Source organism: Pseudomonas vranovensis (assembly GCF_040438935.1).
Taxonomy (GTDB): domain Bacteria; phylum Pseudomonadota; class Gammaproteobacteria; order Pseudomonadales; family Pseudomonadaceae; genus Aquipseudomonas; species Aquipseudomonas vranovensis.
In genome coordinates this window covers 388821-413911 of sequence record NZ_CP159259.1, presented here as the reverse complement: position 1 = coordinate 413911, position 25091 = coordinate 388821, and the positions used below count along the sequence as shown (strand labels likewise).

General features: G+C 63.1%; 16 protein-coding genes. 12 read left to right on the top strand and 4 right to left on the bottom strand.

All coding sequences use genetic code 11. The features are described 5' to 3' along the window. Positions 1–87 precede the first annotated feature (87 nt). On the top strand, positions 88–4368 hold the full coding sequence (locus tag ABVN19_RS01925) for a crosslink repair DNA glycosylase YcaQ family protein (protein WP_105642222.1): 4281 nt from the start codon (positions 88–90) through the stop codon (positions 4366–4368). Positions 4369–4499: 131 nt separating this feature from the next. Then, positions 4500–6119, top strand: a complete 1620-nt coding sequence (locus ABVN19_RS01920; protein WP_028943454.1) for an FMN-binding glutamate synthase family protein — start codon at positions 4500–4502, stop codon at positions 6117–6119. Positions 6120–6164: 45 nt separating this feature from the next. On the opposite strand, the gene ABVN19_RS01915 is transcribed toward ABVN19_RS01920, so the two are convergent. After that, on the bottom strand, positions 6165–7586 hold the full coding sequence (locus ABVN19_RS01915; RefSeq protein WP_028943453.1) for an amino acid permease: 1422 nt from the start codon (positions 7584–7586) through the stop codon (positions 6165–6167). 437 nt (positions 7587–8023) lie between these two features. Here ABVN19_RS01915 and ABVN19_RS01910 point away from each other — a divergent pair, with 437 nt between their 5' ends. From ABVN19_RS01910 to ABVN19_RS01900, 3 genes are all read left to right on the top strand, one after another. Continuing rightward, positions 8024–11158 carry a transglycosylase domain-containing protein gene (locus ABVN19_RS01910; protein WP_105642223.1) on the top strand — a complete coding sequence of 1045 codons (3135 nt, stop codon included), beginning with the start codon at positions 8024–8026 and terminating at the stop codon, positions 11156–11158. Positions 11159–11306: 148 nt separating this feature from the next. Beyond that, a complete protein-coding gene (locus tag ABVN19_RS01905; RefSeq protein WP_028943451.1) occupies positions 11307–11870 on the top strand; it encodes a PadR family transcriptional regulator in 564 nt (187 codons plus the stop codon). After that, entirely contained in the window at positions 11867–12637 is a 771-nt protein-coding gene (locus tag ABVN19_RS01900) for a siderophore-interacting protein (protein ID WP_028943450.1), read from the top strand. The genes ABVN19_RS01905 and ABVN19_RS01900 overlap by 4 nt, the downstream gene beginning before the upstream one ends. A 10-nt stretch (positions 12638–12647) precedes the next feature. Here ABVN19_RS01900 and ABVN19_RS01895 read toward each other — a convergent pair whose 3' ends face one another. Together ABVN19_RS01895 and ABVN19_RS01890 are read right to left on the bottom strand one after the other, a co-directional pair. Further along, on the bottom strand, positions 12648–13301 hold the full coding sequence (locus tag ABVN19_RS01895; protein WP_028943449.1) for a Pr6Pr family membrane protein: 654 nt from the start codon (positions 13299–13301) through the stop codon (positions 12648–12650). Between the two features lie 3 nt (positions 13302–13304). Continuing rightward, the gene (locus ABVN19_RS01890) at positions 13305–13526 is read right to left on the bottom strand and encodes a VF530 family protein (protein ID WP_028943448.1); all 222 of its coding nucleotides are present in this window, start codon (positions 13524–13526) and stop codon (positions 13305–13307) included. Between the two features lie 231 nt (positions 13527–13757). On the opposite strand from ABVN19_RS01890, the gene ABVN19_RS01885 reads away from it, so the two are divergent. The 7 genes from ABVN19_RS01885 to cmoB all read left to right on the top strand — a co-directional run bounded on the left by ABVN19_RS01885 (position 13758) and on the right by cmoB (position 24732). Beyond that, positions 13758–15797, top strand: coding sequence for a TonB-dependent receptor (locus ABVN19_RS01885; protein WP_105642224.1), 2040 nt, complete (start codon positions 13758–13760; stop codon positions 15795–15797). 299 nt (positions 15798–16096) lie between these two features. After that, positions 16097–17455, top strand: a complete 1359-nt coding sequence (locus ABVN19_RS01880) for a carbohydrate porin (RefSeq protein WP_105642225.1) — start codon at positions 16097–16099, stop codon at positions 17453–17455. Between the two features lie 61 nt (positions 17456–17516). Next, on the top strand, positions 17517–19925 hold the full coding sequence (locus ABVN19_RS01875; RefSeq protein ID WP_028943445.1) for a glucose/quinate/shikimate family membrane-bound PQQ-dependent dehydrogenase: 2409 nt from the start codon (positions 17517–17519) through the stop codon (positions 19923–19925). A 129-nt stretch (positions 19926–20054) separates the two neighbouring features. Further along, positions 20055–22475: an endopeptidase La gene (gene lon / locus ABVN19_RS01870; RefSeq protein WP_105642226.1), complete on the top strand. Its 2421-nt coding sequence runs from the start codon at positions 20055–20057 to the stop codon at positions 22473–22475. An 81-nt stretch (positions 22476–22556) separates the two neighbouring features. Next, positions 22557–22949: a protease inhibitor I42 family protein gene (locus tag ABVN19_RS01865; RefSeq protein ID WP_028943443.1), complete on the top strand. Its 393-nt coding sequence runs from the start codon at positions 22557–22559 to the stop codon at positions 22947–22949. 86 nt (positions 22950–23035) lie between these two features. After that, on the top strand, positions 23036–23779 hold the full coding sequence (gene cmoA / locus ABVN19_RS01860; RefSeq protein ID WP_105642227.1) for a carboxy-S-adenosyl-L-methionine synthase CmoA: 744 nt from the start codon (positions 23036–23038) through the stop codon (positions 23777–23779). Then, the gene (cmoB, locus tag ABVN19_RS01855) at positions 23776–24732 is read left to right on the top strand and encodes a tRNA 5-methoxyuridine(34)/uridine 5-oxyacetic acid(34) synthase CmoB (RefSeq protein WP_028943441.1); all 957 of its coding nucleotides are present in this window, start codon (positions 23776–23778) and stop codon (positions 24730–24732) included. Before cmoA ends, cmoB begins: the two co-directional genes overlap by 4 nt. A 72-nt stretch (positions 24733–24804) precedes the next feature. Here cmoB and ABVN19_RS01850 read toward each other — a convergent pair whose 3' ends face one another. Then, positions 24805–25005: a hypothetical protein gene (locus ABVN19_RS01850; RefSeq protein WP_028943440.1), complete on the bottom strand. Its 201-nt coding sequence runs from the start codon at positions 25003–25005 to the stop codon at positions 24805–24807. Positions 25006–25091: the final 86 nt, after the last annotated feature.

Genomic DNA, 25091 nt, shown 5'->3' with positions numbered 1-25091 from the left:
TCACATGTCGCCGCTGGCGGCACAATCCTGCGGGGCGCCTGACGAACGTACCTTGCAAGCTCGCCCGCTTGGCCGCATAAACAGACCATGAACCTGCCCGCACTCAAGCACCCGGAACTGGACGCCTTCCACCCTGCTGTCCGCACCTGGTTCCAGCGCCGCTTCCCGACCGTGACTGCCGCCCAGGCCCGGGCCTGGCCACTGATTCGTGACGGCCAGTCATTACTGGTGGCAGCCCCTACCGGCTCGGGCAAGACCCTCACGGCCTTCCTGGCAATCCTTGACGAACTGTTCCAGCAGGGCCTGGCCAAGGGCGAGTTGCCGGACCAGACCCAGGTGGTCTATGTCTCGCCGCTCAAGGCGCTGTCCAACGACATCCAGATCAACCTGCAAGCACCTCTGGCCGGCATCAACGAGGCCCTGGTCGAACACGGCCATGCCCCCCTGCAGATCCGCACGGCCGTGCGCAGCGGCGACACCCCGCAGAAAGAACGCACGGCCATGCGCCGTAAAGCGCCACATATCCTGGTCACCACACCCGAATCGCTGTATGTACTGCTCGGTTCCGACTCTGGCCGCCTGGGCCTTGCCAGTGTGCACACGGTGATCGTCGATGAGATCCATGCCCTGGCCGGCAACAAGCGCGGCAGCCATTTGAGCCTGAGCCTTGAACGCCTGCAGGCGCTGTGCGAACGCCCGCTGCGACGCATCGGCCTGTCGGCCACCCAGCGCCCGGTAGAGCGGGTTGCGGCGTTTCTGGTGGGCAAGGAACGTGACTGCGCCATTGTCGATATCGGTCACGCCCGGGCCCGCGACCTGGCCCTTGAGGTGCCGCCGGTGCCCTTGGGCGCGGTGATGGCGACCGATGTCTGGGAGCTGGTCTATGACCGCCTCGCGCAGCTTGCCCGGGAACACCGTACTACCCTGGTGTTCGTCAATACCCGGCGCCTGGCCGAACGCCTGACCCGCCACCTGAGCGAGCGCCTGGGCCAGCACGCAGTAGCCGCGCACCATGGCAGCCTGGCCAAAGAGCACCGCCTGGACGCCGAGCAGCGCCTCAAGCGGGGCGAGTTGCAGGTGCTGGTCGCTACCGCATCGCTTGAACTCGGGATCGATATTGGAGAAGTCGAGCTGGTCTGCCAGATGGGCTCGCCGGGCTCCATTGCGGCCTTTCTGCAGCGTGTCGGTCGCGCGGGGCATCAGGTCGACGGGACGCCCAAGGGACGCTTGTTTCCGCTCTCCAGGGACGACCTGATCGAGTGCGCGGCCCTGCTCGATTGCGTGCGGCGGGGCGAGCTGGACCTGCTGCACATTCCCCGGGCTCCGCTGGATGTATTGGCCCAGCAGATCGTGGCCGAAGTCAGCTGCCAGCCTTGGGATGAACAGGCGTTGTACCAGTGTCTGTGCCAGGCACTGCCCTACGCCGACCTGGACCAGGGCCACTACCAGGCCCTGCTGCGCATGCTTGCCGAAGGTTTCAATGGGCGCCAGGGGGTGCGCAGCGCCTACCTCCATCGCGATGCAGTCAACGCCAACCTGCGCGGCCGGCGCGGCAGCCAGCTGACCGCGCTGACCAGTGGCGGCACCATTCCCGACAATGCCGACTACGCCGTGCTGCTCGAACCCCAGGGGCTGAACATCGGCAGTGTCAATGAAGATTTCGCAGTGGAAAGCATCGCCGGCGACATCTTCCAGCTGGGCAACGCGTCATACCGCATTCTGCGGGTGGAGAGCGGTAAGGTACGGGTCGAGGACGCCCGGGGGCTGCCACCGAGCATTCCCTTCTGGCTGGGCGAGGCACCCGGTCGCAGCGATGAGCTGTCGTTCGGCGTGGCACGCCTGCAAGACGACATCGACCGACGCCTGGGGGAATCCGGTGGCCAACTGCAACCCCTGCTCGACTGGCTGCAGAGCGACATCGGCCTGGCCATGGACAGCGCCGAGCAACTGCTCGATTATCTGGCCCGCACGCGCGAGGTCCTGGGCGCTCTGCCCTCGCAGCAAACCCTGATCATGGAGCGCTTCTTCGACGAGTCCGGCGGGACCCAGTTGATCATTCACAGCCCCTTTGGCAGCCGGATCAACCGCGCCTGGGGCCTGGCGCTGCGCAAACGCTTTTGCCGCGCCTTCAACTTCGAACTGCAGGCCGCCGCCAGCGAAGACGCCATCGTGCTGTCACTGTCGGCCAGCCACAGCTTTGCCCTGGACGAGGTGTGGCGCTACCTGTCGAGCAACAATGCCGAGTCGATCCTGATCCAGGCCCTGCTCGACGCGCCGTTGTTCGGTGTGCGCTGGCGCTGGAACGCCGGTGTCGCCCTGGCCTTGCCGCGTTTTGTTGGCGGGCGCAAGGTGGCGCCACAGATCCAGCGGATGAAAAGCGAGGACCTGATTGCCGCCGTGTTCCCCGACCAGATCGCCTGCCTGGAAAACATCGTCGGCGAGCGGCAAATACCCGACCATCCGCTGGTGGAGCAAACCCTCGATGACTGCCTGCACGAGGCTATGGACAGCGAGGGCTGGCTGGCCTTGCTGCGGCGTATCGAACAAGGCCGGATCAGGTTGATCAGCCGGGACCTTCCCGCCCCGTCGCCCCTGGCGTCGGCCATTCTGAATGCTCGTCCCTATACCTTTCTCGACGATGCGCCGCTGGAGGAACGACGCACCCAGGCGGTGCTCAATCGGCGCTGGAACGAAGCGCAACGCAGTGATGACCTGGGTGCGCTGGACCCCGATGCCATCGCGGCGGTTGAAGCCGAAGCCTGGCCTGCGCCCACCCGCAGCGATGAAATGCATGAAGCGCTGATGAGCCTGGCTTGCATCAGCCACCGTGAAGTCGCGGCCAATCCCGGCTGGCAAACGTGGCTTGATGAACTGGCCGGCACAGGGCGAGCCTGTTCCCTGCAGGGACTGTGGCTTGCCAGGGAGCGCCTGACGCTGCTGCGTGCGCTGTACCCGCACGCAGCGTTGACACCGGATGTTCCGCCACTGCCCGGGTTTGATCAGCCCATGGATGCCGACACCGCCCTGGTCGAGCTGGTGCGCGCACGCCTGAGCGGCTTTGGCCCTCTGACCCTGGCGCAGATCGCCGCGCCCCTGCAATTGCCCATTGGCGCCCTCGAACAGGCACTGGCGCACCTGGAAGCCGAAGGCTATGTGATGCGCGGTTACTTCAGCCCCGGTAGCCAAGACCTGCAATGGTGCGAACGGCACTTGCTGGCGCGTATCCACCGCTACACGGTCAAGCGCCTGCGTCGGGAAATAGAACCGGTCAGCCTGCAGGACTTCATGCGTTTTCTGTTCGACTGGCAGCACCTGAGCACGGCCACGCGGCTACAAGGCCCCGCTGCGCTCAGTGAAGTGCTGGAACAGTTCGAGGGTTATGCCGCGGCGTCAAGTGCCTGGGAGGCCGATTTGTTGCCCACCCGTATCAAGGACTACAGCCCGATGTGGCTGGATGAAGCGTGCCGGGCAGGCAAGTTCGTGTGGGCGCGACTGGCGCCCGGCGCAGCGGCCACCACCTTGCGCAGCACGCCACTGGTGCTGTTGCCGCGTGCCCGCCTGGGGCTGTGGCGGACACTGAACCCAGCACAGGAGAGCAGCGAGCTGAGCCTGAAGGCACAAAGGGTACAGGCGGTACTGACTGACCACGGCGCCTTGTTCTTCGATGAACTGGTGCATGACGCCCACCTGCTGCCCAGCGAATTGGAAAACGCCCTGCAGGAGTTGGTGGCGGCCGGGTTGATCAGCGCCGACAGCTTTGCCGGCCTGCGGGCACTGATCACGCCGGCCAGCAAGCGCCAGGGGCGCAGCCACCGTCGTGGGCGCGGGCCTTCGTTCGGCGGTATGCAGGACGCCGGGCGCTGGGCCCTGCTGCGCAAGGCTGCGGCGCCCGATAACCGCGACGAAAGCCTGGAACACATCGCCCGTACCTTGCTACGCCGCTACGGCGTGATCTGCTGGCGATTGCTGGAGCGCGAGGCCGACTGGCTACCGAGCTGGCGCGAACTGCTGCGTTGTTACCACCGCCTGGAAGCCCGTGGCGAGATTCGAGGCGGGCGCTTCATCAGCGGCCTGGCCGGTGAGCAATTCGCCCTGCCCGAAGCGGTGGCGTTGCTGCGTGAGGTGCGCCGACGGCCGCTGGACGCCAGCCTGGTGGCGCTGAGCGCCAGTGACCCACTCAACCTGATCGGCACGCTGCTGCCTGGCACCAAGGTGCCGGCGCTCAGCAGCAATCGCCTGCTCTACCGCGACGGCGTGCCGGTGGCCAGCCTGATTGCCGGCACGGTTCACTTCGATGTTACGCTGGAGCTTGCCCAGCAGGGCGAGCTGCGCGACCGCTTGATCCGCGAACCCGGCCTATCGCTGTGAGAATGATTTTTACTCCAACTGATTGACGGCAAGGCTTCATGTTCATGGGCTGGCGCTGGTGCGTGCAACCGGGCTAAGGTCGGAAATTGTTCCAGGCCCCGAGCCTGACCGAGCCATCGAAAGGAACCTGCATGAGCCTGTCACTTCTGAGCCGCTATGCCTTTTTCGCCGCCTGTGTCCTGTTCACCCTGGCGAGCCTGCCCTTCCTGCACCATGAGTGGCTTTGGCCGTTCACCCTGGCGACCGCCATCCTCAGCCTGATCGGCCTGTTCGACCTGCTGCAAAGCCGCCACGCGGTACGGCGCAACTACCCGATCCTGGGCAATATCCGTTACCTGGTCGAAGGCATTCGCCCGGAAATCCGCCAATACCTGCTCGAATCCGACAGCGATGCCCTGCCGTTCTCCCGAGCCCAGCGCTCACTGGTGTATGCCCGGGCCAAGAAGGAAGCCTCGGACAAGCCCTTCGGCACCTTGATCGATGTGTACCAGTCGGGTTTTGAATTCATCGGCCACTCCATGCGCCCGGCGCCGTTGAGCGATCCGGCAGCCTTCCGGGTGATCGTCGGTGGCCCGCAATGCACCCAGCCCTACTCGGCTTCGGTGTTCAACATCTCGGCCATGAGCTTCGGCTCGCTCAGCGCCAATGCCATTCGCGCCCTCAACCAGGGGGCCAAACTGGGCAATTTCGCCCATGACACTGGGGAGGGCAGCATCAGCCCCTACCACCGTGAGCATGGCGGCGACCTGACCTGGGAGCTGGGCAGTGGTTACTTTGGTTGCCGCACCTCCGATGGCCGATTCGACCCCGAGCGCTTTGCCGAACAAGCCCGCAGCCCGCAAGTGCGAATGATCGAAATCAAGATGAGCCAGGGTGCAAAGCCCGGCCATGGCGGCATCCTGCCCAAGCACAAGGTCACCCGCGAGATTGCCGAGACCCGCGGCGTGATGATGGGCGAAGACTGCATTTCGCCGTCGCGCCACAGCGCCTTCTCCACCCCTATCGAGATGATGCAGTTCATTGCCCAGTTGCGTGAGCTATCGGGCGGCAAGCCGGTGGGCTTCAAGTTCTGCCTGGGTCACCCGTGGGAATTCATGGGCATCGCCAAGGCCATGCTGGAAACCGGCATCCTGCCGGACTTCATCGTTATCGACGGCAAGGAAGGCGGCACCGGCGCGGCACCGGTGGAGTTCACCGACCACATCGGCGTCCCCCTGCGTGAAGGCCTGCTATTCGTTCACAACACCCTGGTGGGCTTGAACCTGCGTGACAAGATCAAGTTGGGCGCCAGCGGCAAGATCGTCAGTGCCTTCGACATCGCCAGCGTGCTGGCCATCGGTGCCGACTGGGCCAACTCGGCGCGCGGCTTCATGTTCGCCATCGGCTGCATCCAGTCCCAGAGCTGCCACACCAACAAGTGCCCCACCGGCGTCGCCACCCAGGATGCCCTGCGCCAGCGCGCCCTGGTGGTGCCGGACAAAGCCCAGCGGGTGTTCAACTTCCACCACAGCACCCTCAAGGCCCTGGCCGAAATGCTCGCCGCTGCCGGTCTCGATCACCCCTCCCAACTGGAAGCCAAGCACTTGGTGCGACGCGTGTCGGCCACCGAGATCAAATTGTTCTCGCAGATGCACGTATTCCTCAAGCCCGGCGAATTGCTCAGCGGGCAGATCAGTGGCGAGTTCTATTCGAGAATGTGGGCGATGGCCCGGGCCGACAGTTTCGAGCCCAACAGCGAGGTTGCAGCCTGAGTGTTTCGCGGGGCAAGTCGAGACGTTGCCCCGCGATGTTTCACATCAGGACGCGGTACGCGCCAGTTGCGCGTTGTCGGCCTTTGGCGACAGCTTGAACACGTAGTAAAGCACGGTGAGCATCACCAGGAACGCCGGGCCGATGTACAAGGCCACACGGGTTTCCTCGAAGTAGGCCATCAGGCCAACCACCAGGATCAGGAATGCCAGCGCCAGGTACGAGCTCAGGGGCCACAGCCACATGCGATATTTCAGGGCCTTGCGCTCGGCAGTGGACAGGCCGGCACGGAACTTGAGCTGCGCCAGCAGGATCATCACCCAGGTCCAGATCGCACCGAAGGTAGCGATTGCCGTCACCCAGACGAAGACCTTCTCCGGCACCAGGTAGTTGGCCAGCACGCCCAGCAGCAGAGCGGCGATGGACAGCAGCAAGGCATTGCGCGGCACGCCGTTGCTCGAGGTACGGGCAAAGGTGGCCGGGGCCTGGCCGTTCTGCGCCAGGCTATAAAGCATGCGCCCGGTGCTGAAGATACCGCCGTTGCACGACGACAGCGCCGCGGTGATCACCACGAAGTTGATGATGCCGGCTGCAGTCTTGATGCCCAGACGCTCGAAGGTCATCACGAACGGGCTGCCCTGGCTGCCGATTTCGTTCCACGGGTAGATCGACAGGATCACGAACAGCGCGCCCACATAGAACAGCAGGATGCGCCAGAACACCGAGCCGATGGCCTGGGGAATGGTCTTTTGCGGGTTGCGTGCTTCGCCGGCGGTCAGGCCGATCATTTCTACGCCCAGGTAGGCGAACATCACCATCTGCAGCGACATCAACACACCGGTCACGCCGTTCGGCATGAAGCCACCATTGCTCCACAGGTTGGAAATCCCCATGGCCACACCGTCGTTACCGAAGCCGAAGGCGATGATACCGATGCCGCCCAGTACCATGGCAATGATGGTGACGATCTTGATCAAGGCAAACCAGAACTCGAACTCACCGAATGCCTTGACCGCGATCAGGTTGATCGCGCCCATGCTGCCCAGGGCCGCCAGGGCCCAGATCCAGCGGGGTACATCAGGGAACCAGATACCCATGTAGATCGCCACTGCGGTGATTTCCGCCACGCAGGTCACCAGCCACAGGAACCAATAGTTCCAGCCGGTCAGAAAGCCCGCCAGCGGGCCGAGGTAGTCTTGGGCGTAACGGCTGAAGGAGCCTGCAACCGGGTTGTGTACCGCCATCTCACCGAGGGCACGCATGATCACCAGGATCGCCAGGCCACCGATGATATAAGACAGCATGATTGCCGGACCGGCCATTTCGATGGCCTTGGCCGAGCCCAGGAACAGGCCGACACCGATACAGGCGCCCAGCGCCATCAGGCGAATGTGTCGCTCGCCGAGTTCTCGCTTGAGTGGGCCGCCCTGGGCGGTCTCACCGTGAGAGGGATGGTTGCCGACTGGCATAGAAATACAACCTCATTTTGTTATTGGATATAGACCGTTCGTGCAGGCCTGGTACCGCCGATAGGCGAGTACGCTGCCTTGCCGGGCGCCACCTTGTGAGCGGCCCCGTCTACCGATGCGCGAGGCGCCGGTAGTGCGAAAGGGGCGAGCAGTATAGAAAGGCCCAAACAGGGCTTTTCACTATAAAAAGCACGATATTTGGCGAGAACTCTCGGCAATAACCGTATCAATGCAGGGGTATTCCCCGTTCCTTTTCCAGCACCGTAAAAAGGGCGGCTAACATAGCACCAAAACCGGGCATTACAACCTTCCACCAAAGGCGCATGCCTGCGCCTTTCCAGGTCATGCCTTGCAGGCTCTACAAATTTTTCACCAAACCCGCTCACCGTCTAAGCTTCAGGCAAGCAAGACGAAAATAAGTAGCCGGGCTGAAAACTATGGGCGCATTGTGGCAATCGGAACCAACCAGTAAGGAAGCTCCCCCTGAATCTCTAGAAGAATCACCATTGCCGAAAAGCCCTCGCCAACGTCATTTGTGGTGGAGGCTGATCTGGCTGGTGCTGCTGCTCAGCCTGATCGCCCTTGGACTGGCCATCACCAATGAAATGCACACTTCGCGGATGCAGTCACGCGAACTGAGCCAGCTCGCCTCGACCCTGACCTACTCCCTGCAACCGGGGCCCAGCGATGCGATCATCTACCCCGGCGACGGGCCGTTCGACCAGCGCCTGGGCTACAGCGCCCTGGGCGATTTCCTGCCACGCCTGCTCAAGCGCGATTATGTAATCAGTGAGCAGGTGCATTTTTCGCCAGCATTGATGAACTACACCGAGCACGGCTTCTTCGTGCCCTACAAGGAAAAGATCCAGACCGGCCTGTCGATCACCGACTGCAAGGGTGACGTGCTCTACCAGTACCACTACCCGCAGTACCTGTACCCGGACTTCAACTCGATCCCGCCGGTGATCGTCAACAGCCTGCTGTTCATCGAGAACCGTGACCTGCTCGACCCCAATGATCCCTACGCCAACCCGGCGGTGGACTGGCCACGCTTTGCCAAGGCAGCCTACAGCCAGGTGGCCAAGTACTTGGCCCTGCCCGGCCAATCCGCCGGCGGCAGCACCCTGGCCACCCAGTTGGAAAAATACCGTCACTCGCCCGACGGCCTCACCGTGTCGGGCAGCGAGAAAATCCGCCAGATGATTTCCGCCAGCGTGCGCGCCTACCAGGGGGGCCCTGAGACCCTCGAGGCCCGCCAGCGCATCGTGCGTGACTACCTCAACAGCGTGCCGCTCTCGGCGGTGCCCGGCCATGGTGAAGTGCATGGCATGGCGGAGGGCCTGCGGGTCTGGTACGGCGCCGATTTTGCCCAGGTCAACGAGATCCTGGCCTCGACCGCTACCGACCCTCAAAGCATGGCGGCGCGGGGCCTGGCGCTGCGTCAGGTGCTGTCGTTGATGATCGCCCAGCGCCGGCCTTCGCACTTTCTATCCAAAGGTCGCAACGAGCTGGCCGAACTGACCGACAGCCACATCCGCGTCCTGGCGGCCAGCAATATTGTCGACCGCCCATTGGCCGATGCCGCACTGGCCAGCAAGGCCACCTTCCGCGACTGGGTGGCCCAACCCACCATCGTGCCCATCGTCACCAACAAGGGCATCAGTGTGGCCCGCAGCCGTTTGTCCCTGGCCCTGGCCCGGCCGCTCTACGACCTCGACCGCCTCGACCTGTCGGCCACCAGTACCTTGCAATCGGACCTGCAAGGGCAAGTCAGCCAGTACCTCAAGGACCTCGCCGACCCGGCCTTTGCCGAAAAGGTCGGCCTGTTCGGTGAACGCCTGTTGACGCCCACCAGCACCACCCAGGTCCGCTACAGCTTCACCTTGCTCGAACGTACCGCCAATGGTTCGCGGGTACGGGTGCAGACCGACAGCACGGACCAGCCTTTCGACATCAACGAAGGCAGCAAGCTGGAGCTGGGCTCCACCGCCAAGCTGCGGGTGCTGACCAGCTACCTGGAAATCATTGCCGAGCTGCACGACAAGTATGCCAATACCCCCGCCGCAGACCTGAAGAAGGTCGAAGTTGCAGAACTGGACTTCATCACCCGCTGGGCAATCGACTACCTGATCCAGAACAAGGACCGCAACATCGAGGCGATGCTGGATGCGGCGCTCAACCGTAAATATTCGGCAAGCCCGGGCGAGGCGTTCTTCACCGGTGGCGGCATGCATGTGTTCAACAACTTTCGCAAGGAAGACAACGGCCGTATCCCCACCCTCAAGGACGCGCTGCGCGAGTCGATCAACCTGCCCTTCATTCGCCTGATGCGTGATCTGGTGCGCTACAGCACCTACCAGACGCCCGGCAACAGCGTTGCGCTGCTCAGGGACGATGCCGAGCCACGGCGCCAGGAGTACCTGGCGCGCTTTGCCGACAAGGAAGGTACTGACTACCTGCGCAGGTTCTGGAAAAAATACCAGCGCAAGACCTCGCAGCAACGCCTGGACACCTTCCTCGACAGCCTGCGGATCACCCCGATCCGCCTGGCCGCCGTACACCGTTACCTGTTCCCCGAAGCCGACCAGGCCACTTTCAATGCCTTCGTCCAGGCGCACCTGAAAAAGGACCGGCTGGACAACAAGCGTGCGCCCAGCAAGCAAGACACGGTAACCGAGAAACGCCTGGACGACATGTACTACGCCTACGGTCCCGGCAAGTTCGACCTGCCAGACCAGGGCTTTGTCGCCAAGGTCCATCCGCTGGACCTGTGGCTGCTGGGCTACCTCCTCAAGAACCCCAGCGCGAGCTTCCAGGATGCGGTGCAAGCCAGCCAGTTCGAGCGTCAGGAAGTCTACGGCTGGCTGTTCAAGAGCAAGCACAAGGGCGCTCGCGACAGCCGTATCCGTACCCTGGTGGAGATCGAAGCCTTCCTTGATATCCACCGGCGCTGGAAGCGAGTCGGCTACCCGTTCGATCACCTCGTGCCGTCGCTGGCCACCGCCATCGGGAGCTCCGGCGACCGTCCGGCAGCCTTGGCCGAACTGGTCGGCATCATTCAGAACGACGGTATCCGCCTGCCGGTCCTGCGTATCGACACCCTGCACTTTGCCGCCGACACGCCTTACGAAACCCGCCTCGCCGGAGACCCCGACCTGGGCCAGCGGGTGCTGTCGGTAGAAGTCGCCCGCGCCCTGCGCGGGGCCCTTTCGCAAGTCGTCGACGCCGGGACCGCACGCCGGGTGTCCGGTAGCTTCAAGCTAAACGACGGTACGCCCATGGTCATGGGTGGCAAGACCGGTACCGGCGACAACCGCCTCGAAAGCTGGGGCGCCGGAGGCCGTTTGCTTGGGTCCAAGGCCATCAACCGCACCGCGACCTTCGTGTTCTTCCTCGGCGATAACCACTTTGGCACCCTCACCGCCTTCGTACCGGGCCGGGCCGCCGAGTCCTTCAAGTTCACCTCGGCACTGCCGGTACAGGTGCTCAAGGGCATGGCGCCGATCCTGACGCCCTACCTGCAACCGGGCAGCCACACGCTGTGCAAGGCACCACAAGTGGCCCAGAAGTAAACCGATTCAACTTGCCTGGGCGCATTGATTGCGCCCGGGTTCTCTTCTGCCCGCCGACATCATGAGAAATATTCTCAATCTCAACGCTTGCCTAAAGATATATCTTGAGTAATATCTGAAGATACATCTAACGCAATCGGAGATTCCCATGCGTGACCATCACCCCCACCGTGACCACGGCGATCGCCATGACGGATTTGAACGCCGCCATGGCCGCGGCGATCGCGGCCCGCGCGTATTCGCCCCCGGCGACCTGAAACTGCTGCTGTTGTCGATGCTGGCCGAGCAGCCCTGCCACGGCTACGACCTGATCCGCCAGATCGAAACCCTGTTTGGCGGCAACTACAGCCCAAGCCCCGGCGTGATCTACCCCACCCTGACCTTTCTCGAAGAGAGCGAACTGATCGTCGGCCAGGTCCATGGCAGCAAGAAGCTCTACAGCGTCACCCCTGCCGGGGTCACGGCCCTGGCCGAGCAGGCTGTCGCCCTGGACGGCGTGCGCATGCGCATCGAGGTCAGCAAGCGCTCACTGTTCGGCCACGATCGCCCAGCAGAGATCCACGAAGCGGTACACAACCTGCGTCATGCCCTGCAGATGCACAGTGGCCGCTGGAACCCCGAAGAAATCGAGCGGGTGCGTACCCTGCTCAACAACACTGCCAAGGCCATCGTTGCAGGACCGGCCACGGCACCTACGGAGAAGTCCCAATGAGTGGCAGCGAAAACACCGCGATCCATCGCGTGAACCACGAAATCAAACACCGCCGCCTGGATGTGCTGAAGGTCATCGACCTGACCCCGCGCATGCGTCGCATCACCGTCGGTGGGCCACAACTGCAAGGCTTTACCAGCGTGGGCAGCGACGATCACATCAAACTGCTGTTCGCCACTTCGCCAGAAGACCAGGTGGCGCTGGACAACCTCGACTTCGGCCGTGACACCTGGCGCCCAACGATGCGCGAGTACACCCCGCGGCGTATCGACCTGGCAGCCGGCGAACTGGATATCGACTTCGTGCTGCACGGCGATGGCCCTGCCTCCACCTGGGCTGCCCAGGCAGAAGTCGGTCAGGTCCTGAACATTGCCGGCCCGCGTGCGTCGATGGTGGTGCCGGATATCTTCGACAGCTACCTGTTGATCGGTGACGAAACGGCGATTCCTGCCATTGCCCGGCGACTGGAAGAACTGCCAGCCACACGCAAGGTGCTGGCGGTGATCGAGATTGAAGATGCGCAGGAGCAACAACCCCTGGCGAGCAAGGCACAGGTAGAAGTGATCTGGGTGCAGCGTCATCAACGGGAGCTGCTTGACGTCGTGAAAGCGCTGAAGCTGCCAGAAGGTCAGCTGTACACCTGGGTCGCGCTGGAGAAGAGCCTGACCCGCCAGGCCAAGCGCTTGTTGATCGACGAGAAAGGCGTGAAGGAAAACCTGATCAAAGCCGCCGCCTACTGGCGCCTTGATCCGAACGACGACGCGTAATACGGCACCATCAGGGTTGCGTCCTGGCCTTGGCCAGGCGCCCGCCCTGCCAATGATCCAGGCCCAGGATCAGCAGGCCGATGGTGATGAAACCCAGCAGTATCGCCAGGGCGTTGATCAATACCTGCCCATAGCCAAGGGTCGCCACATCGATAAAGGGATAGGGATAGACACCTATCGAATGGCCGCGCAGCAGTGCATAGGCAAAATAACCCGCCGGATACAGCAACCAGGCCAGCAAGTGCTTCAAGCGCAGGTTGCCTTTCTCGACGCAGCACCACCAATAGACCACGAACAGCAACGGCATGATGTCGTGCAGCAGTTCATCGGCCACCCACTGCCAGCCTTGCGGATGCCACAAGTGGCGCAACAACAGGCTATAGGCCAGGCCAACCAGGACAATGCTGGCAGCAATGCCGCCAGTGACACCCGGTGCGAGAAAGAACCGCCGCGAAGCCGACGCCCTGCCAAACGCGGCCTGCGTGAGCACCACCGCAACCAGGGTATTGCTCAGCACGGTGAAGTAACTGAAGAAATTCACAAGGCCGCCGATCAGGCTGGCCTGCTCCTGCCAGCGCACCAGCAATACCAAGTACATCTGGATCGCCAGCGCACTCCAACCCAGGCAGGCAGCCAGGCCGACAGCTCGCCTCGCCCATGGCATGGATCAACGACCGCGCTGCAGCTTCAGGTACAGGCGTTCGACTTTTTCCCTCGCCCAAGGCGTTTTACGCAAAAACGTCAGGCTCGACTTGATGCTTGGGTCGCTCTTGAAGCAGCGGATATCGATGCGCTGGGCCAGCCCTTCCCATTGGTAGTGCTCGACCAGCTTGGTGAGGATCTGCTCCAGCGTCACGCCATGCAGCGGATTGGGGTTGGCAGTGGACATTGCTGTGCTCCAGTGGATCAAAGGTGCGCACCTTAGCTCAGTCTTCAGTCGTTTACACGCAAGAGCAGCGGTGCGACGTCTCGACCTGCCCCGCGTCAGTGCCAATGCGGCAGTTGCAAGGAGTATGGCTGATCACGGGGCAAGCCTGCGCCAACGGGGGTTTTCCCATAGAGCAGAAAGCAATGTTATATTGTAACAACACTATAACACTGCCAAGGACTCCTCTCCCCCATGCGCCTCTCCCCCCTTGCCGCCGCCCTCTGGCTCGTCTCTCCCTTGAGCCTGGCGGTCGAGCTTCAAACCCAGGTCATCACCGCCAACCCGCTGGGCACAGGTGAACTGGCCGCGCCCACCAGCGTGCTAGAAGGCGACGACCTGACCCTGCAGCAAAAGGGCAGCCTCGGCCAGACCCTGAGCAACCAGCCCGGCGTTTCCTCCACCTGGTTCGGCCCCGGCGCCAGCCGTCCGATCATTCGTGGCCTGGACGGCGACCGTATCCGTATCTTGCGCAACGGTGTTGGAGCCCTCGATGCCTCGTCGCTGTCGTATGACCACGCCGTGCCACTGGACCCTGCCACCGTGGATCGCATCGAAATTGTCCGCGGCCCGGCCGCCCTGCTCTATGGCGGCGACGCCATTGGCGGCGTAGTCAACAGTTTCGACAACCGCATCCCCACCGCCCCGATCGATGGCATCCAGGGTGCGGGCGAACTGCGCTACGGCGGCGCCGACACCACCCGCAGCAGTGCCGGCAAGCTTGAAGCCGGTGACGGCCGCTTTGCCCTGCACCTGGACGCCAACAGCCGGCAGTTCAACGACCTGCGCATTCCCGGCTACGCGCACAGTTCCCAAGTACGCGATGCAGACGACCCGGGCAGTCGCAACAAACTGGAGAACAGCAATGGCCGCCAGGAGGGGGGGGCCGCGGGCGGTGCCTACCACTGGGATCATGGCTATGCGGGGCTTTCCTTCAGCCGCTACGACTCGAACTACGGCTCGGTGGCCGAGCCCGGCGTACGCCTGGACATGCAGCAGGATCACTACGGCTTCGCCTCTGAACTGCGGGATCTGGAAGGCCCTTTCAGTTCGCTGAAATTCGATGTCGGCTACACCGATTACCAGCACCGCGAACTGGAGGGTGGCGAGGTCCATACCACGTTCAAGAACAAAGGCTACGAAGCGCGGGTCGAGGCCCGCCATCAGCCCCTGGGCCCGGTAGAGGGCGTGATTGGCGCACAGGTCAGCCGCAACGAGTTCTCTGCCCTGGGCGAAGAAGCCTTCGTGCCGCAGACCGATACAGACACCCTGGCGCTGTTCATGCTCGAACAGTGGCAAGCCAGCGAACGCCTGAACCTGAGCCTGGGCGGACGACTGGAACACACGCGAGTGGATCCGGACAGCCAGGGCAGCGAGCGCTTCGCCCACGCCGGCAGCGCTGCCAGTTTCACTGCCGCCAGCCTGTCGTCCGGCGCTGTCTATGAGTTGACGCCAGTCTGGTCGCTGGCTGCCACCCTGGGCTACACCGAACGCGCCCCGACCTTCTACGAGCTGTACGCCAACGGTGCCCACGTCGCCACCGGCACCTATGAGGTGGGAGACCCGAACCTGAGCAAGGAGAAAGCGATCTCCAGCGACCTGGCCCTGCGCTTTGACAACGGCGTGCACAAAGGCAGCGTCGGGATGTTCTACAGCCACTTCCGCAATTACATCGGGCTGCTGGCCAGCGGCAACCTGCGCGAAGGCCATGACCATGACCACGGCGATGAAGGCCACGATCACGACCATGATCACGACCACGCAGGAGACGTGCCCGAGTACCTGTACCGTGGTGTACGGGCGCGCTTCTACGGCATCGAGGCCCAGGACCGCTGGCAACTGGTGCAGAACCGCTATGGCAGCTTCGCCCTGGAGTTGTCGGGCGATTACACCCGGGCCAAGAACCTCGACAGCGGCGAAGACCTGCCACGTATCGCCCCACTGCGTTTGAACAGCGGTTTGCTCTGGGAGCTGGATCGCTGGCAGGCGCGGGTCGATGTACAACACGCCAGTGCCCAGCACAAAAAGCCTGCCAACGAGACCAGCACCGATGGCTACACCACCCTGGGTGCCAGCGTGGGATATCGCTTCGAGGTCGGCCAGAGCCAGTGGCTGGCCTTCGTACGTGCTGAAAACCTCAGCGACCAGACCGTGCGCTACGCCAGTTCCATCCTGCGCGACATCGCCCCGGCGCCGGGACGCAGCGTAGAAGTAGGCCTGCGCACTACCTTCTGACCCCTTTACTGGAGACGAAAATGCTATGCAGCCGCTGCCGCCAGGCTGCGATCGGCTGCGTAGCAGTCGCCCATAGGTCAAGCGGCCGCTTTGCACCGATCGCAGCCTGGCGGCAGCGGCTACACCCTTCCGGCAACGGTTCCTTTTGCCGATATGACTTTTTTTCTTACAAATTCAGCTATATCCTCCCCGCCGCAAGCTGAACCGCTTCAGTCATTTCCCCTGCAGCCTTATCGCCGACGATCCCCAGGACGCGGCTGACTTGCCGTTTTTCAATCATCAAAAGATAGCGCTATCTCATGCCTCAGTTTGATCGTATCCGCTTTTCCCCCGCCACCCGGACGCTGCTTTCGGGTCTGGCCATTGCCAGCCTGGCCCCTTGTGCCCAGGCCACAGCGATGTTCGCCAGCAACTCGCCATGGATGCTTGGCGATTGGGGCGGCACCCGCACGGAGCTGGCTGAACGCGGCTACGACTTCACCCTCGGCTACACCGGCGAGATGGGCGCCAACCTCGACGGCGGCTATGACGACGACCAGACCGCCCGCTACAGCGGCCAGTTCGCCCTGGGCACGCACCTGGACCTGCAAAAAATCCTCGGCTGGCACGATGCCGAGTTCCAGCTGACCGTCACCCAGCGCCATGGCGACAACATCAGCAATGACCGCATCAACGACCCCCGGGTAGGCGGTTTTACCTCGGCCCAGGAAATCTGGGGCCGTGGTCAGACCTGGCGGCTGACGCAGATGTGGGTCAAGCAGAAATACTTCGACGGCGCCCTGGATGTGAAATTCGGCCGCTTCGGCCAGGGCGAAGACTTCAACAGCTTCCCTTGCGACTTCCAGAACCTGGCCTTCTGCGGCTCCCAGGTAGGCAACTGGGTGGGTGACATCTGGTACAACTGGCCCGTCAGCCAGTGGGCGCTGCGGGTCAAGTACAACCTCACCCCCGAGCTGTACGCGCAGATTGGCGCCTATGAGCAGAACCCCTCCAACCTTGACCGCGGCAACGGCTTCAAGCTCAGCGGCAGCGGCACCCAGGGTGCGGTGATTCCGGTGGAACTGGTCTGGAGCCCGGCGGTCAACGGCCTGAAAGGGGAATATCGAGCCGGTTACTACTACAGTAATGCCAAGGCAACTGATGTCTACAAGGACAGCAACGACCAACCGGCAGCACTGAGCGGCCAGGCTTATCGCAGCAGTTCGAGCAAGCACGGCTTCTGGCTCGGTGCCCAGCAGCAGGTGACGTCGCAAGCGTCCGACCACTCCCGTGGCCTGAGCGTGTTTGCCAACGCCACGCTGCACGACAAGAAGACCAATGCCATCGACAACTATGTTCAGGCAGGTGTTGTGTACAAGGGGCCCTTCGATGCCCGCGCCAAGGACGACATCGGTTTCGCCCTCGCCCGCGTGCACGTCAACCCTGCCTACCGCAAGAATGCCCAGGCCATCAACGAGGCCTCGGGCATCACCGATTTCGACAATCCCGCCTACCGCCCGGTGCAGGACACCGAGTACAGCGCCGAGCTGTACTACGGCATACACCTGGCCGACTGGCTCACCGTGCGCCCGAACCTGCAGTACATCCGTCATCCCGGTGGCGTGAACCAGGTCGATGACGCGCTGATCGGCGGGATCAAGATCCAGAGCAGCTTCTAAACAGATAATTGACTGAACCGGGCCCTGGCCTGACCCCTTTTGACCTAACGGAGAACACACGATGAGCACTGATGGTGCCTTGAGTAGAACCCGCTGGCTGCCGCGCCTGATCGGCGTGCTGTTGCTGCTGATGGGCCTGGCCCTGCTGGCCGGTGGCATCAAGCTGAGCCAGCTCGGCGGCTCGCTGTATTACTTGATCGCCGGTATCGGCTTTGCCCTGTCCGGCGTCCTGCTGCTGGCGCTGCGCCGCAATGCTCTGGGCCTTTACGGCCTGGTGCTGCTGGGCAGCACCCTGTGGGCATTGTGGGAAGTCGGCCTGGACTGGTGGCAACTGGTACCGCGCCTGGCCCTGTGGTTCGCCCTGGGCGTGGTGTTGCTGCTGCCGTGGGCGCGTCGCCCGCTGGCCGGCAACCCATCGAAAGTCAACACCGGTCTGCTCGGCCTGGCCGTGGTGCTGTCTGGCGCCACCGCCGTGGCCAGCCAGTTCACCAACCCGGGTGAAATCAAGGGCGAGCTGGGCCGCGACACCACCGAGTTCGCCAGCAATGCACCGCAGATGCCGGACGGCGAGTGGCAGGCCTATGGCCGCACCGAGTACGGCGATCGCTACTCGCCGCTGCGCCAGATCACCCCGCACAACGTACACAAGCTTGAAGAAGCCTGGCGCATTCGTACCGGTGACCTGCCGACCGCCAATGACCCGGTGGAGCTGACCAACCAGAACACTCCGCTCAAGGTCAACGGCATGCTCTATGCCTGCACCGCCCACAGCAAAGTGCTGGCCCTGGATCCGGACACCGGTGCCGAGATCTGGCGCTTCGATCCGCAGATCAAGAGCCCGGTAGGCTTCAAGGGCTTCGCCCACATGACTTGCCGTGGTGTGTCGTACTACGACGAGAACAACTACGTCAGCGTCGACGGCAGCCCGGCGCCGAAAATCAGCGATGCCGGCCAGGCCGTTGCCCGCGCCTGCCCGCGTCGCCTGTACCTGCCCACCGCCGACGCCCGCCTGATCGCCCTGAACGCCGACACCGGCAAGGTCTGCGAAGGCTTCGGCAACCAGGGTGTGATCGACCTGACCACCGGCATCGGCCCCTTTACCGCCGGCGGTTACTACTCCACCTCGCCTGCGGCGATCACCCGCGAACTGGTGATCATCGGCGGCCATGTCACCGATAACGAGTCGACCAACGAGCCGTCTGGCGTCATCCGCGCCTACGATGTACACGACGGCCGCCTGGTGTGGAACTGGGACAGCAACAACCCGGACGAAACCGCGCCGCTGGCACCGGGCAAGACCTACAGCCGCAACTCGGCGAACATGTGGTCGCTGGCCAGTGTCGACGAAAAACTCGGCATGGTGTATCTGCCCCTGGGCAACCAGACCCCTGACCAGTGGGGCGCCGACCGCACCCCGGGCGCCGAGAAGTTCAGCGCCGGCATCGTTGCCCTGGACCTGAGCAACGGCAAGGTGCGCTGGAACTACCAGTTCACCCACCACGACCTGTGGGACATGGACGTCGGCAGCCAGCCAACGCTGATTGACCTGAAGTCCGACGATGGCGTGAAACCTGCACTGATCGCACCGACCAAACAGGGCAGCCTGTACGTGCTGGACCGTCGCGACGGCACCCCGATCGTGCCGATCCGCGAAATCCCGGCCCCGCAAGGCGCCGTCGAAGGCGACCACACGGCCCCCACCCAGGCCCGCTCGGATCTCAACCTGCTGGGCCCGGACCTGACCGAACAAGCCATGTGGGGCGCCAGCCCGTTCGACCAGATGCTCTGCCGCATCCAGTTCCGCGAGCTTCGCTACGAAGGCCAGTACACCCCGCCGTCGATCCAGGGCAGCCTGGTCTACCCGGGCAACGTGGGCGTGTTCAACTGGGGCAGTGTTTCGGTCGACCCGGTGCGTCAGATGATGTTCACCAGCCCCAACTACATGGCGTTCGTGTCGAAGATGGTGCCGCGCGCCGAAGTGGCTGCCGGCAGCAAGCGTGAAAGCGAAACCAGCGGTGTGCAACCGAACACCGGCGCACCGTATGCGGTGATCATGCACCCGTTCATGTCGCCCCTGGGCGTACCGTGCCAGGCCCCTGCCTGGGGCTATGTGGCCGGCATCGACCTGCTGAGTAAAAAAGTGGTGTGGAAGCACAAGAACGGCACCAGCCGTGACAGCTCGCCCATCCCGATCGGCCTGCCAATTGGCGTGCCGAGCATGGGCGGCTCCATCGTCACTGCGGGTGGCCTGGGCTTCTTGAGCGGCACCCTGGACCAGTACCTGCGTGCCTATGACACCAATACCGGCAAGGAGCTGTGGAAAGCGCGCCTGCCGGCAGGTGGCCAGGCAACCCCGATGACCTACACCGGCAAGGACGGCAAGCAGTACGTCCTGGTGACTGCCGGGGGGCACGGCTCGCTGGGCACCAAGATGGGCGATTACGTGATCGCTTACAAGTTGGCTGAGTAAACCGGTTATCGCGGGGCAAGCCCGCTCCTACGGCGTAGGAGCGGGCTTGCCCCGCGATGATCCCCCACCCATTGAAACCTCCCCCAACCTGCCCCATCTAAGCACCATAGTCATTGACGCAGGTGCCCCATGAGCGACCAGCAGGATCTACCCGAACACCCCGCAGAAGATGCCGAAGTCGAGCATCTCGAAGCCTCCGAACATACCGGTCGGCACCTGGCCCTGCCCGGCCAGCAGTTGCCCGACAAGGTCTACATCATCCCGATCCACAACCGCCCGTTCTTCCCCGCGCAAGTACTGCCGGTGATCGTCAACGAAGAACCCTGGGCTGAAACCCTGGATCTGGTCGCCAAGAACCCTCACCACTCCCTGGCCCTGTTCTTCATGGACACCCCGCCAGAAGATCACCGCCATTTCGACACCTCGGCCCTGCCGCTGTACGGCACTCTGGTCAAGGTGCATCACGCCAGCCGCGAGAACGGCAAGCTGCAATTCGTCGCCCAGGGCCTGACCCGGGTCCGTATCCGTACCTGGCTCAAGCACCATCGCCCACCGTACCTGGTCGAAGTCGAATACCCGCACCAGCCCACCGAGCCGACCGACGAGGTCAAGGCCTATGGCATGGCCCTGATCAACGCGATCAAGGAGCTGCTGCCGCTCAACCCGCTATACAGCGAAGAGCTGAAGAACTACCTCAATCGCTTCAGCCCCAACGACCCGTCGCCGCTGACCGACTTCGCCGCAGCGCTGACCTCCGCTACCGGTACTCAGCTGCAGGAAGTGCTCGACTGCGTGCCGATCCTCAAGCGCATGGAAAAAGTTCTGCCGATGCTGCGCAAGGAGGTCGAGGTCGCCCGCCTGCAGAACGAGATCTCTGCCGAAGTGAACCGCCAGATCGGTGAGCACCAGCGCGAATTCTTCCTCAAGGAACAACTCAAGGTCATCCAGCAGGAGCTTGGCCTGACCAAGGACGACCGCAGTGCCGACCTTGAGCAGTTCGAACAGCGCCTGCAAGGCAAGACATTGCCTGCGACCAGTAAAAAACGCATCGATGAAGAGATGGGCAAGCTGGCGATCCTGGAAACCGGCTCGCCCGAGTACGCCGTTACCCGTAACTACCTGGACTGGGCCACTGCCCTGCCCTGGGGGGTGTACGGCAAGGACAAGCTCGACCTCAAACATGCGCGCAAGGTGCTCGACCAGCACCATGCCGGGCTCGATGACATCAAGGACAGGATCCTCGAGTTCCTCGCCGTCGGTGCCTGGAAAGGCGAGATCAGCGGCTCCATCGTGTTGCTGGTGGGTCCGCCGGGCGTGGGCAAGACCAGCATTGGCAAATCCATCGCCGAGTCCCTGGGACGACCGTTCTACCGCTTCAGCGTGGGCGGTATGCGCGACGAGGCCGAAATCAAGGGCCATCGGCGTACCTACATCGGCGCCCAGCCGGGCAAGCTGGTGCAGGCGCTCAAGGAGGTCGAGGTGATGAACCCGGTCATCATGCTCGACGAGATCGACAAGATGGGCCAGAGCTATCAGGGCGACCCCGCCTCCGCACTGCTCGAAACCCTCGACCCGGAGCAGAACGTCGACTTCCTCGACCATTACCTGGACCTGCGCCTGGACCTGTCCAAAGTATTGTTCGTGTGTACCGCCAACACCCTGGACTCGATCCCGGGCCCGCTGCTCGACCGTATGGAAGTCATTCGCCTGTCCGGCTACATCACCGAAGAAAAGCTGGCCATTGCCAAGCGTCACCTGTGGCCCAAGCAATTGAACAAGGCGGGTGTGGCCAAATCCAGCCTGAGCATCAGTGACAGCGCCCTGCGCCTTGTGATCGAGGGCTATGCCCGCGAAGCCGGCGTGCGCCAGTTGGAGAAACAACTGGGCAAGTTGATACGCAAGGCCGTGGTGCAGTTGCTCGAAGACCCGACGAAAAAAATCAAGATCGGCCCCAAGGACCTCGAAGCCTCACTGGGCATGCCGGTGTTCCGTGCCGAACAGGTGCTGGCGGGCAAGGGCGTGATCACGGGCCTGGCCTGGACCAGCATGGGCGGCGCCACCTTGCCGATCGAGGCCACCCGTATCCACACCCTCAACCGCGGTTTCAAGCTGACCGGCAAGCTGGGCGATGTGATGAAGGAGTCGGCCGAGATCGCCTACAGCTACGTCAGTGCCAACTCGAAGAAGTTCGGTGGCGACCCGACCTTCTTCAACCAGGCCTTCATCCACTTGCACGTACCGGAAGGCGCGACGCCCAAGGATGGCCCCAGCGCCGGGGTCACCATGGCCAGCGCCCTGCTGTCACTGGCCCGCGACCAGGCGCCGAAAAAAGGCGTGGCCATGACCGGCGAGCTGACCTTGACCGGCCAGGTCCTGCCGATTGGCGGTGTCCGGGAGAAAGTGATCGCGGCGCGTCGGCAGAAGATCTACGAATTGATCCTGCCGGAAGCCAACCGTGGCGACTTCGAAGAACTGCCGGACTATCTCAAGGAAGGCCTGAGCGTGCATTTCGCCAAGCGCTTCAGCGATGTCGCCAAGGTGTTGTTCTAAAACCTGCCGGCGCGGGCCTGCACCGCGCCGGCAACCTTTTCTTCGGTTATGCTGCGCCTTCGTCGACCAACCGGAGCCACCATGACTGCCGTCCGACTTCTCGTTCCCCTGAGCCTTGCCTTGCTCACCGCCTGTGCCCAGCAGCCCCGCCACAGCATCGCCCTGGACGACCAGGCTGATTGCCCGATGCAGTTGCAGACCGGCCAACAGCTCACCCTGACCCTGCCCAGCAACCCCAGCACCGGCTACCGCTGGCTGGTACAGAACCCGGCCAACAGTATCCTGCGCAGTCTCGGCCCCGAGGTGTACAGCCATCCGGAAGATGCCGGCGTGGTTGGCAGCGCCGGGCAGTCGGTGTGGCGCTACCAGGCCCAGGCCGCAGGCGAAGGCCACCTGATCCTGGTCTACCAGCAACCCTGGGCACCGGAAGTTCATCCGGTAAAGACCTTCGACTGTGCAATCACGGTGAAGTAAGCCGCGCTGGTCAGCCAGGCCATGCAACTATCGGCCAGTTTGGCTAAAATGCCGGCCCTTTACCGTACAACGCCTGGATTGCCCCCGTGAGCAAAGAACCCGACCGCCTATTCGCCCAGCCGCTTGGCCAGGTGCCCGACTTCGCCTTCAACGAAGATGTGGTGCGGGTGTTCCCGGACATGATCAAGCGCTCGGTGCCCGGTTACCCGACCATTGTCGAGAACCTCGGCGTGCTCGCCGCCCAGTTCGCCCAGCCGAACACGGCGCTCTACGACCTGGGCAGCTCGCTCGGCGCGGTCACCCAGGCCCTGCGCCGGCATGTGCGCAGCGACGGTTGCCGGGTCATTGCCGTGGACAACTCCGCCGCCATGGTCGAGCGCTGCCGCCAGTACCTCACCGCCCAGGACTCGATGTTCCAGGAGCTGCTGCCTGTAGACGTCATCGAGGGCGATATCCTCGCCCTGGAATTTCAGCCCGCCTCGGTGGTGGCCTTGAACTTCACCCTGCAGTTCATTGCCCCCGAGCAGCGCCTGGCCCTGCTCGGCCGTATTCGCCAGTCGCTGCGGCCCGGTGGCGCGCTGATCCTTTCGGAAAAGCTGCGCTTCAATGACACCGAGGAGCATGGCCTGCTCACCGACCTGCACGTGGCCTTCAAGCGCGCCAATGGCTACAGCGAACTGGAGATTGCCCAGAAACGCAGTGCCATCGAAAACGTGATGAAGCCCGACAGCCTCGAAGAGCACCGCGAGCGTTTGCTGGAGGCCGGTTTCTCCAAGGTCGTGCCCTGGTTCCAATGCCTTAACTTTGCCTCGTTGATTGCCCTGCCATGATTGATCTGTCTCCCCTGGTCCGCCGTCTGGCGGGCACCCCCCTGGCGCAATGGTCGCAAGGCCTGCAAGCGCAACTCGACGCCAAGATGGAGAAAGGCCACGGCGACCTGGAACGCTGGCAGAACGCCCTGGATGCCCTGCCCGCCCTGATACCCAGCCAGGTCGATCTGGTCAATGGCTTGAACCTCGATTGCGACTGCGATCCGGACACCCGCGAGCGCATGCGCCAGGCATTGATGGGCTTGTCGCCTTGGCGCAAGGGGCCGTTCGACCTGTTCGGTGTACACGTCGATACCGAATGGCGCTCGGACTGGAAATGGTCTCGGGTTGCCCCGCACCTGGACCTCGTGGGCAAGCGCATTCTGGATGTCGGTTGCGGCAACGGCTACTACCAGTGGCGCATGCTCGGTGCCGGCGCCGACAGCGTGATTGGTGTCGACCCCAACTGGCTGTTCTTCTGCCAGTTCCAGGCCGTTCAACGCTACCTGCCCGAATTGCCCGCCTGGCACCTGCCCTTCGCCCTGGAGGACCTGCCCGCCAACCTCGAAGGCTTCGACACCGTGTTTTCCATGGGCGTGTTCTACCACCGCCGTTCACCCATCGAGCATCTGCTGGCGCTCAAGGACTGCCTGGTCAAGGGTGGCGAACTGGTCCTCGAAACCCTGGTGGTCGAGGGTGATGAGCATCAAGTACTGGTACCTGAAGACCGTTACGCCCAGATGCGCAACGTCTGGTTCCTGCCCTCGGTGCCGGCGCTGGAGCGCTGGTTGCGCCGTGCAGGTTTCAGCGATGTGCGCTGTGTGGACGTCAGCGTCACCAGCATCGAGGAACAGCGCAGCACCGACTGGATGCGCTACCAGTCATTGAGCGACTTCCTCGACCCGGCCGACCACAGCCGCACCATCGAGGGCCTGCCGGCACCGCGCCGCGCAGTGCTGGTGGCGCGCAAATAAAAAAGGCGCCCGCAAGAGGCGCCAACGTTCACCTTTTCCGTTGGAGCGGGGAGCTTCAAAGGTGAATAGGGCTTACTTTTTCACGACCTTTTCCTGCACCGCCTCGCGGTCCTTGGATGACGCCACGGCCTGATCCTTCTGGCCGTGGACTTGCTCCTGGCTGAGGCGGAAGTTCTCCCAGAACTGCTTCGAGCGCTCGGCGCCGCCTTCGGCCAGTGCGGCGCTGCTACCCAGGGCCAGAACGCCCATCAGCACATACTTGATCAGGCTCATGTTGCTCACCTCGTGATTGAATTTCAGAACAGTTCAATCTTACGGAGGGCAAGCTAACGGCAAGGTGAGGCGGACATTACAGTGCT

Excerpts from the sequence above, each read along its gene's own strand:
- ABVN19_RS01925 (WP_105642222.1), top strand. The coding sequence starts at position 88 with ATGAACCTGCCCGCACTCAAGCACCCGGAACTGGACGCCTTCCACCCT.
- ABVN19_RS01920 (WP_028943454.1), top strand. The coding sequence starts at position 4,500 with ATGAGCCTGTCACTTCTGAGCCGCTATGCCTTTTTCGCCGCCTGTGTC.
- ABVN19_RS01915 (WP_028943453.1), bottom strand. The coding sequence starts at position 7,586 with ATGCCAGTCGGCAACCATCCCTCTCACGGTGAGACCGCCCAGGGCGGC.
- ABVN19_RS01910 (WP_105642223.1), top strand. The coding sequence starts at position 8,024 with ATGGGCGCATTGTGGCAATCGGAACCAACCAGTAAGGAAGCTCCCCCT.
- ABVN19_RS01905 (WP_028943451.1), top strand. The coding sequence starts at position 11,307 with ATGCGTGACCATCACCCCCACCGTGACCACGGCGATCGCCATGACGGA.
- ABVN19_RS01900 (WP_028943450.1), top strand. The coding sequence starts at position 11,867 with ATGAGTGGCAGCGAAAACACCGCGATCCATCGCGTGAACCACGAAATC.
- ABVN19_RS01895 (WP_028943449.1), bottom strand. The coding sequence starts at position 13,301 with ATGCCATGGGCGAGGCGAGCTGTCGGCCTGGCTGCCTGCCTGGGTTGG.
- ABVN19_RS01890 (WP_028943448.1), bottom strand. The coding sequence starts at position 13,526 with ATGTCCACTGCCAACCCCAATCCGCTGCATGGCGTGACGCTGGAGCAG.
- ABVN19_RS01885 (WP_105642224.1), top strand. The coding sequence starts at position 13,758 with ATGCGCCTCTCCCCCCTTGCCGCCGCCCTCTGGCTCGTCTCTCCCTTG.
- ABVN19_RS01880 (WP_105642225.1), top strand. The coding sequence starts at position 16,097 with ATGCCTCAGTTTGATCGTATCCGCTTTTCCCCCGCCACCCGGACGCTG.
- ABVN19_RS01875 (WP_028943445.1), top strand. The coding sequence starts at position 17,517 with ATGAGCACTGATGGTGCCTTGAGTAGAACCCGCTGGCTGCCGCGCCTG.
- lon (WP_105642226.1), top strand. The coding sequence starts at position 20,055 with ATGAGCGACCAGCAGGATCTACCCGAACACCCCGCAGAAGATGCCGAA.
- ABVN19_RS01865 (WP_028943443.1), top strand. The coding sequence starts at position 22,557 with ATGACTGCCGTCCGACTTCTCGTTCCCCTGAGCCTTGCCTTGCTCACC.
- cmoB (WP_028943441.1), top strand. The coding sequence starts at position 23,776 with ATGATTGATCTGTCTCCCCTGGTCCGCCGTCTGGCGGGCACCCCCCTG.
- ABVN19_RS01850 (WP_028943440.1), bottom strand. The coding sequence starts at position 25,005 with ATGAGCCTGATCAAGTATGTGCTGATGGGCGTTCTGGCCCTGGGTAGC.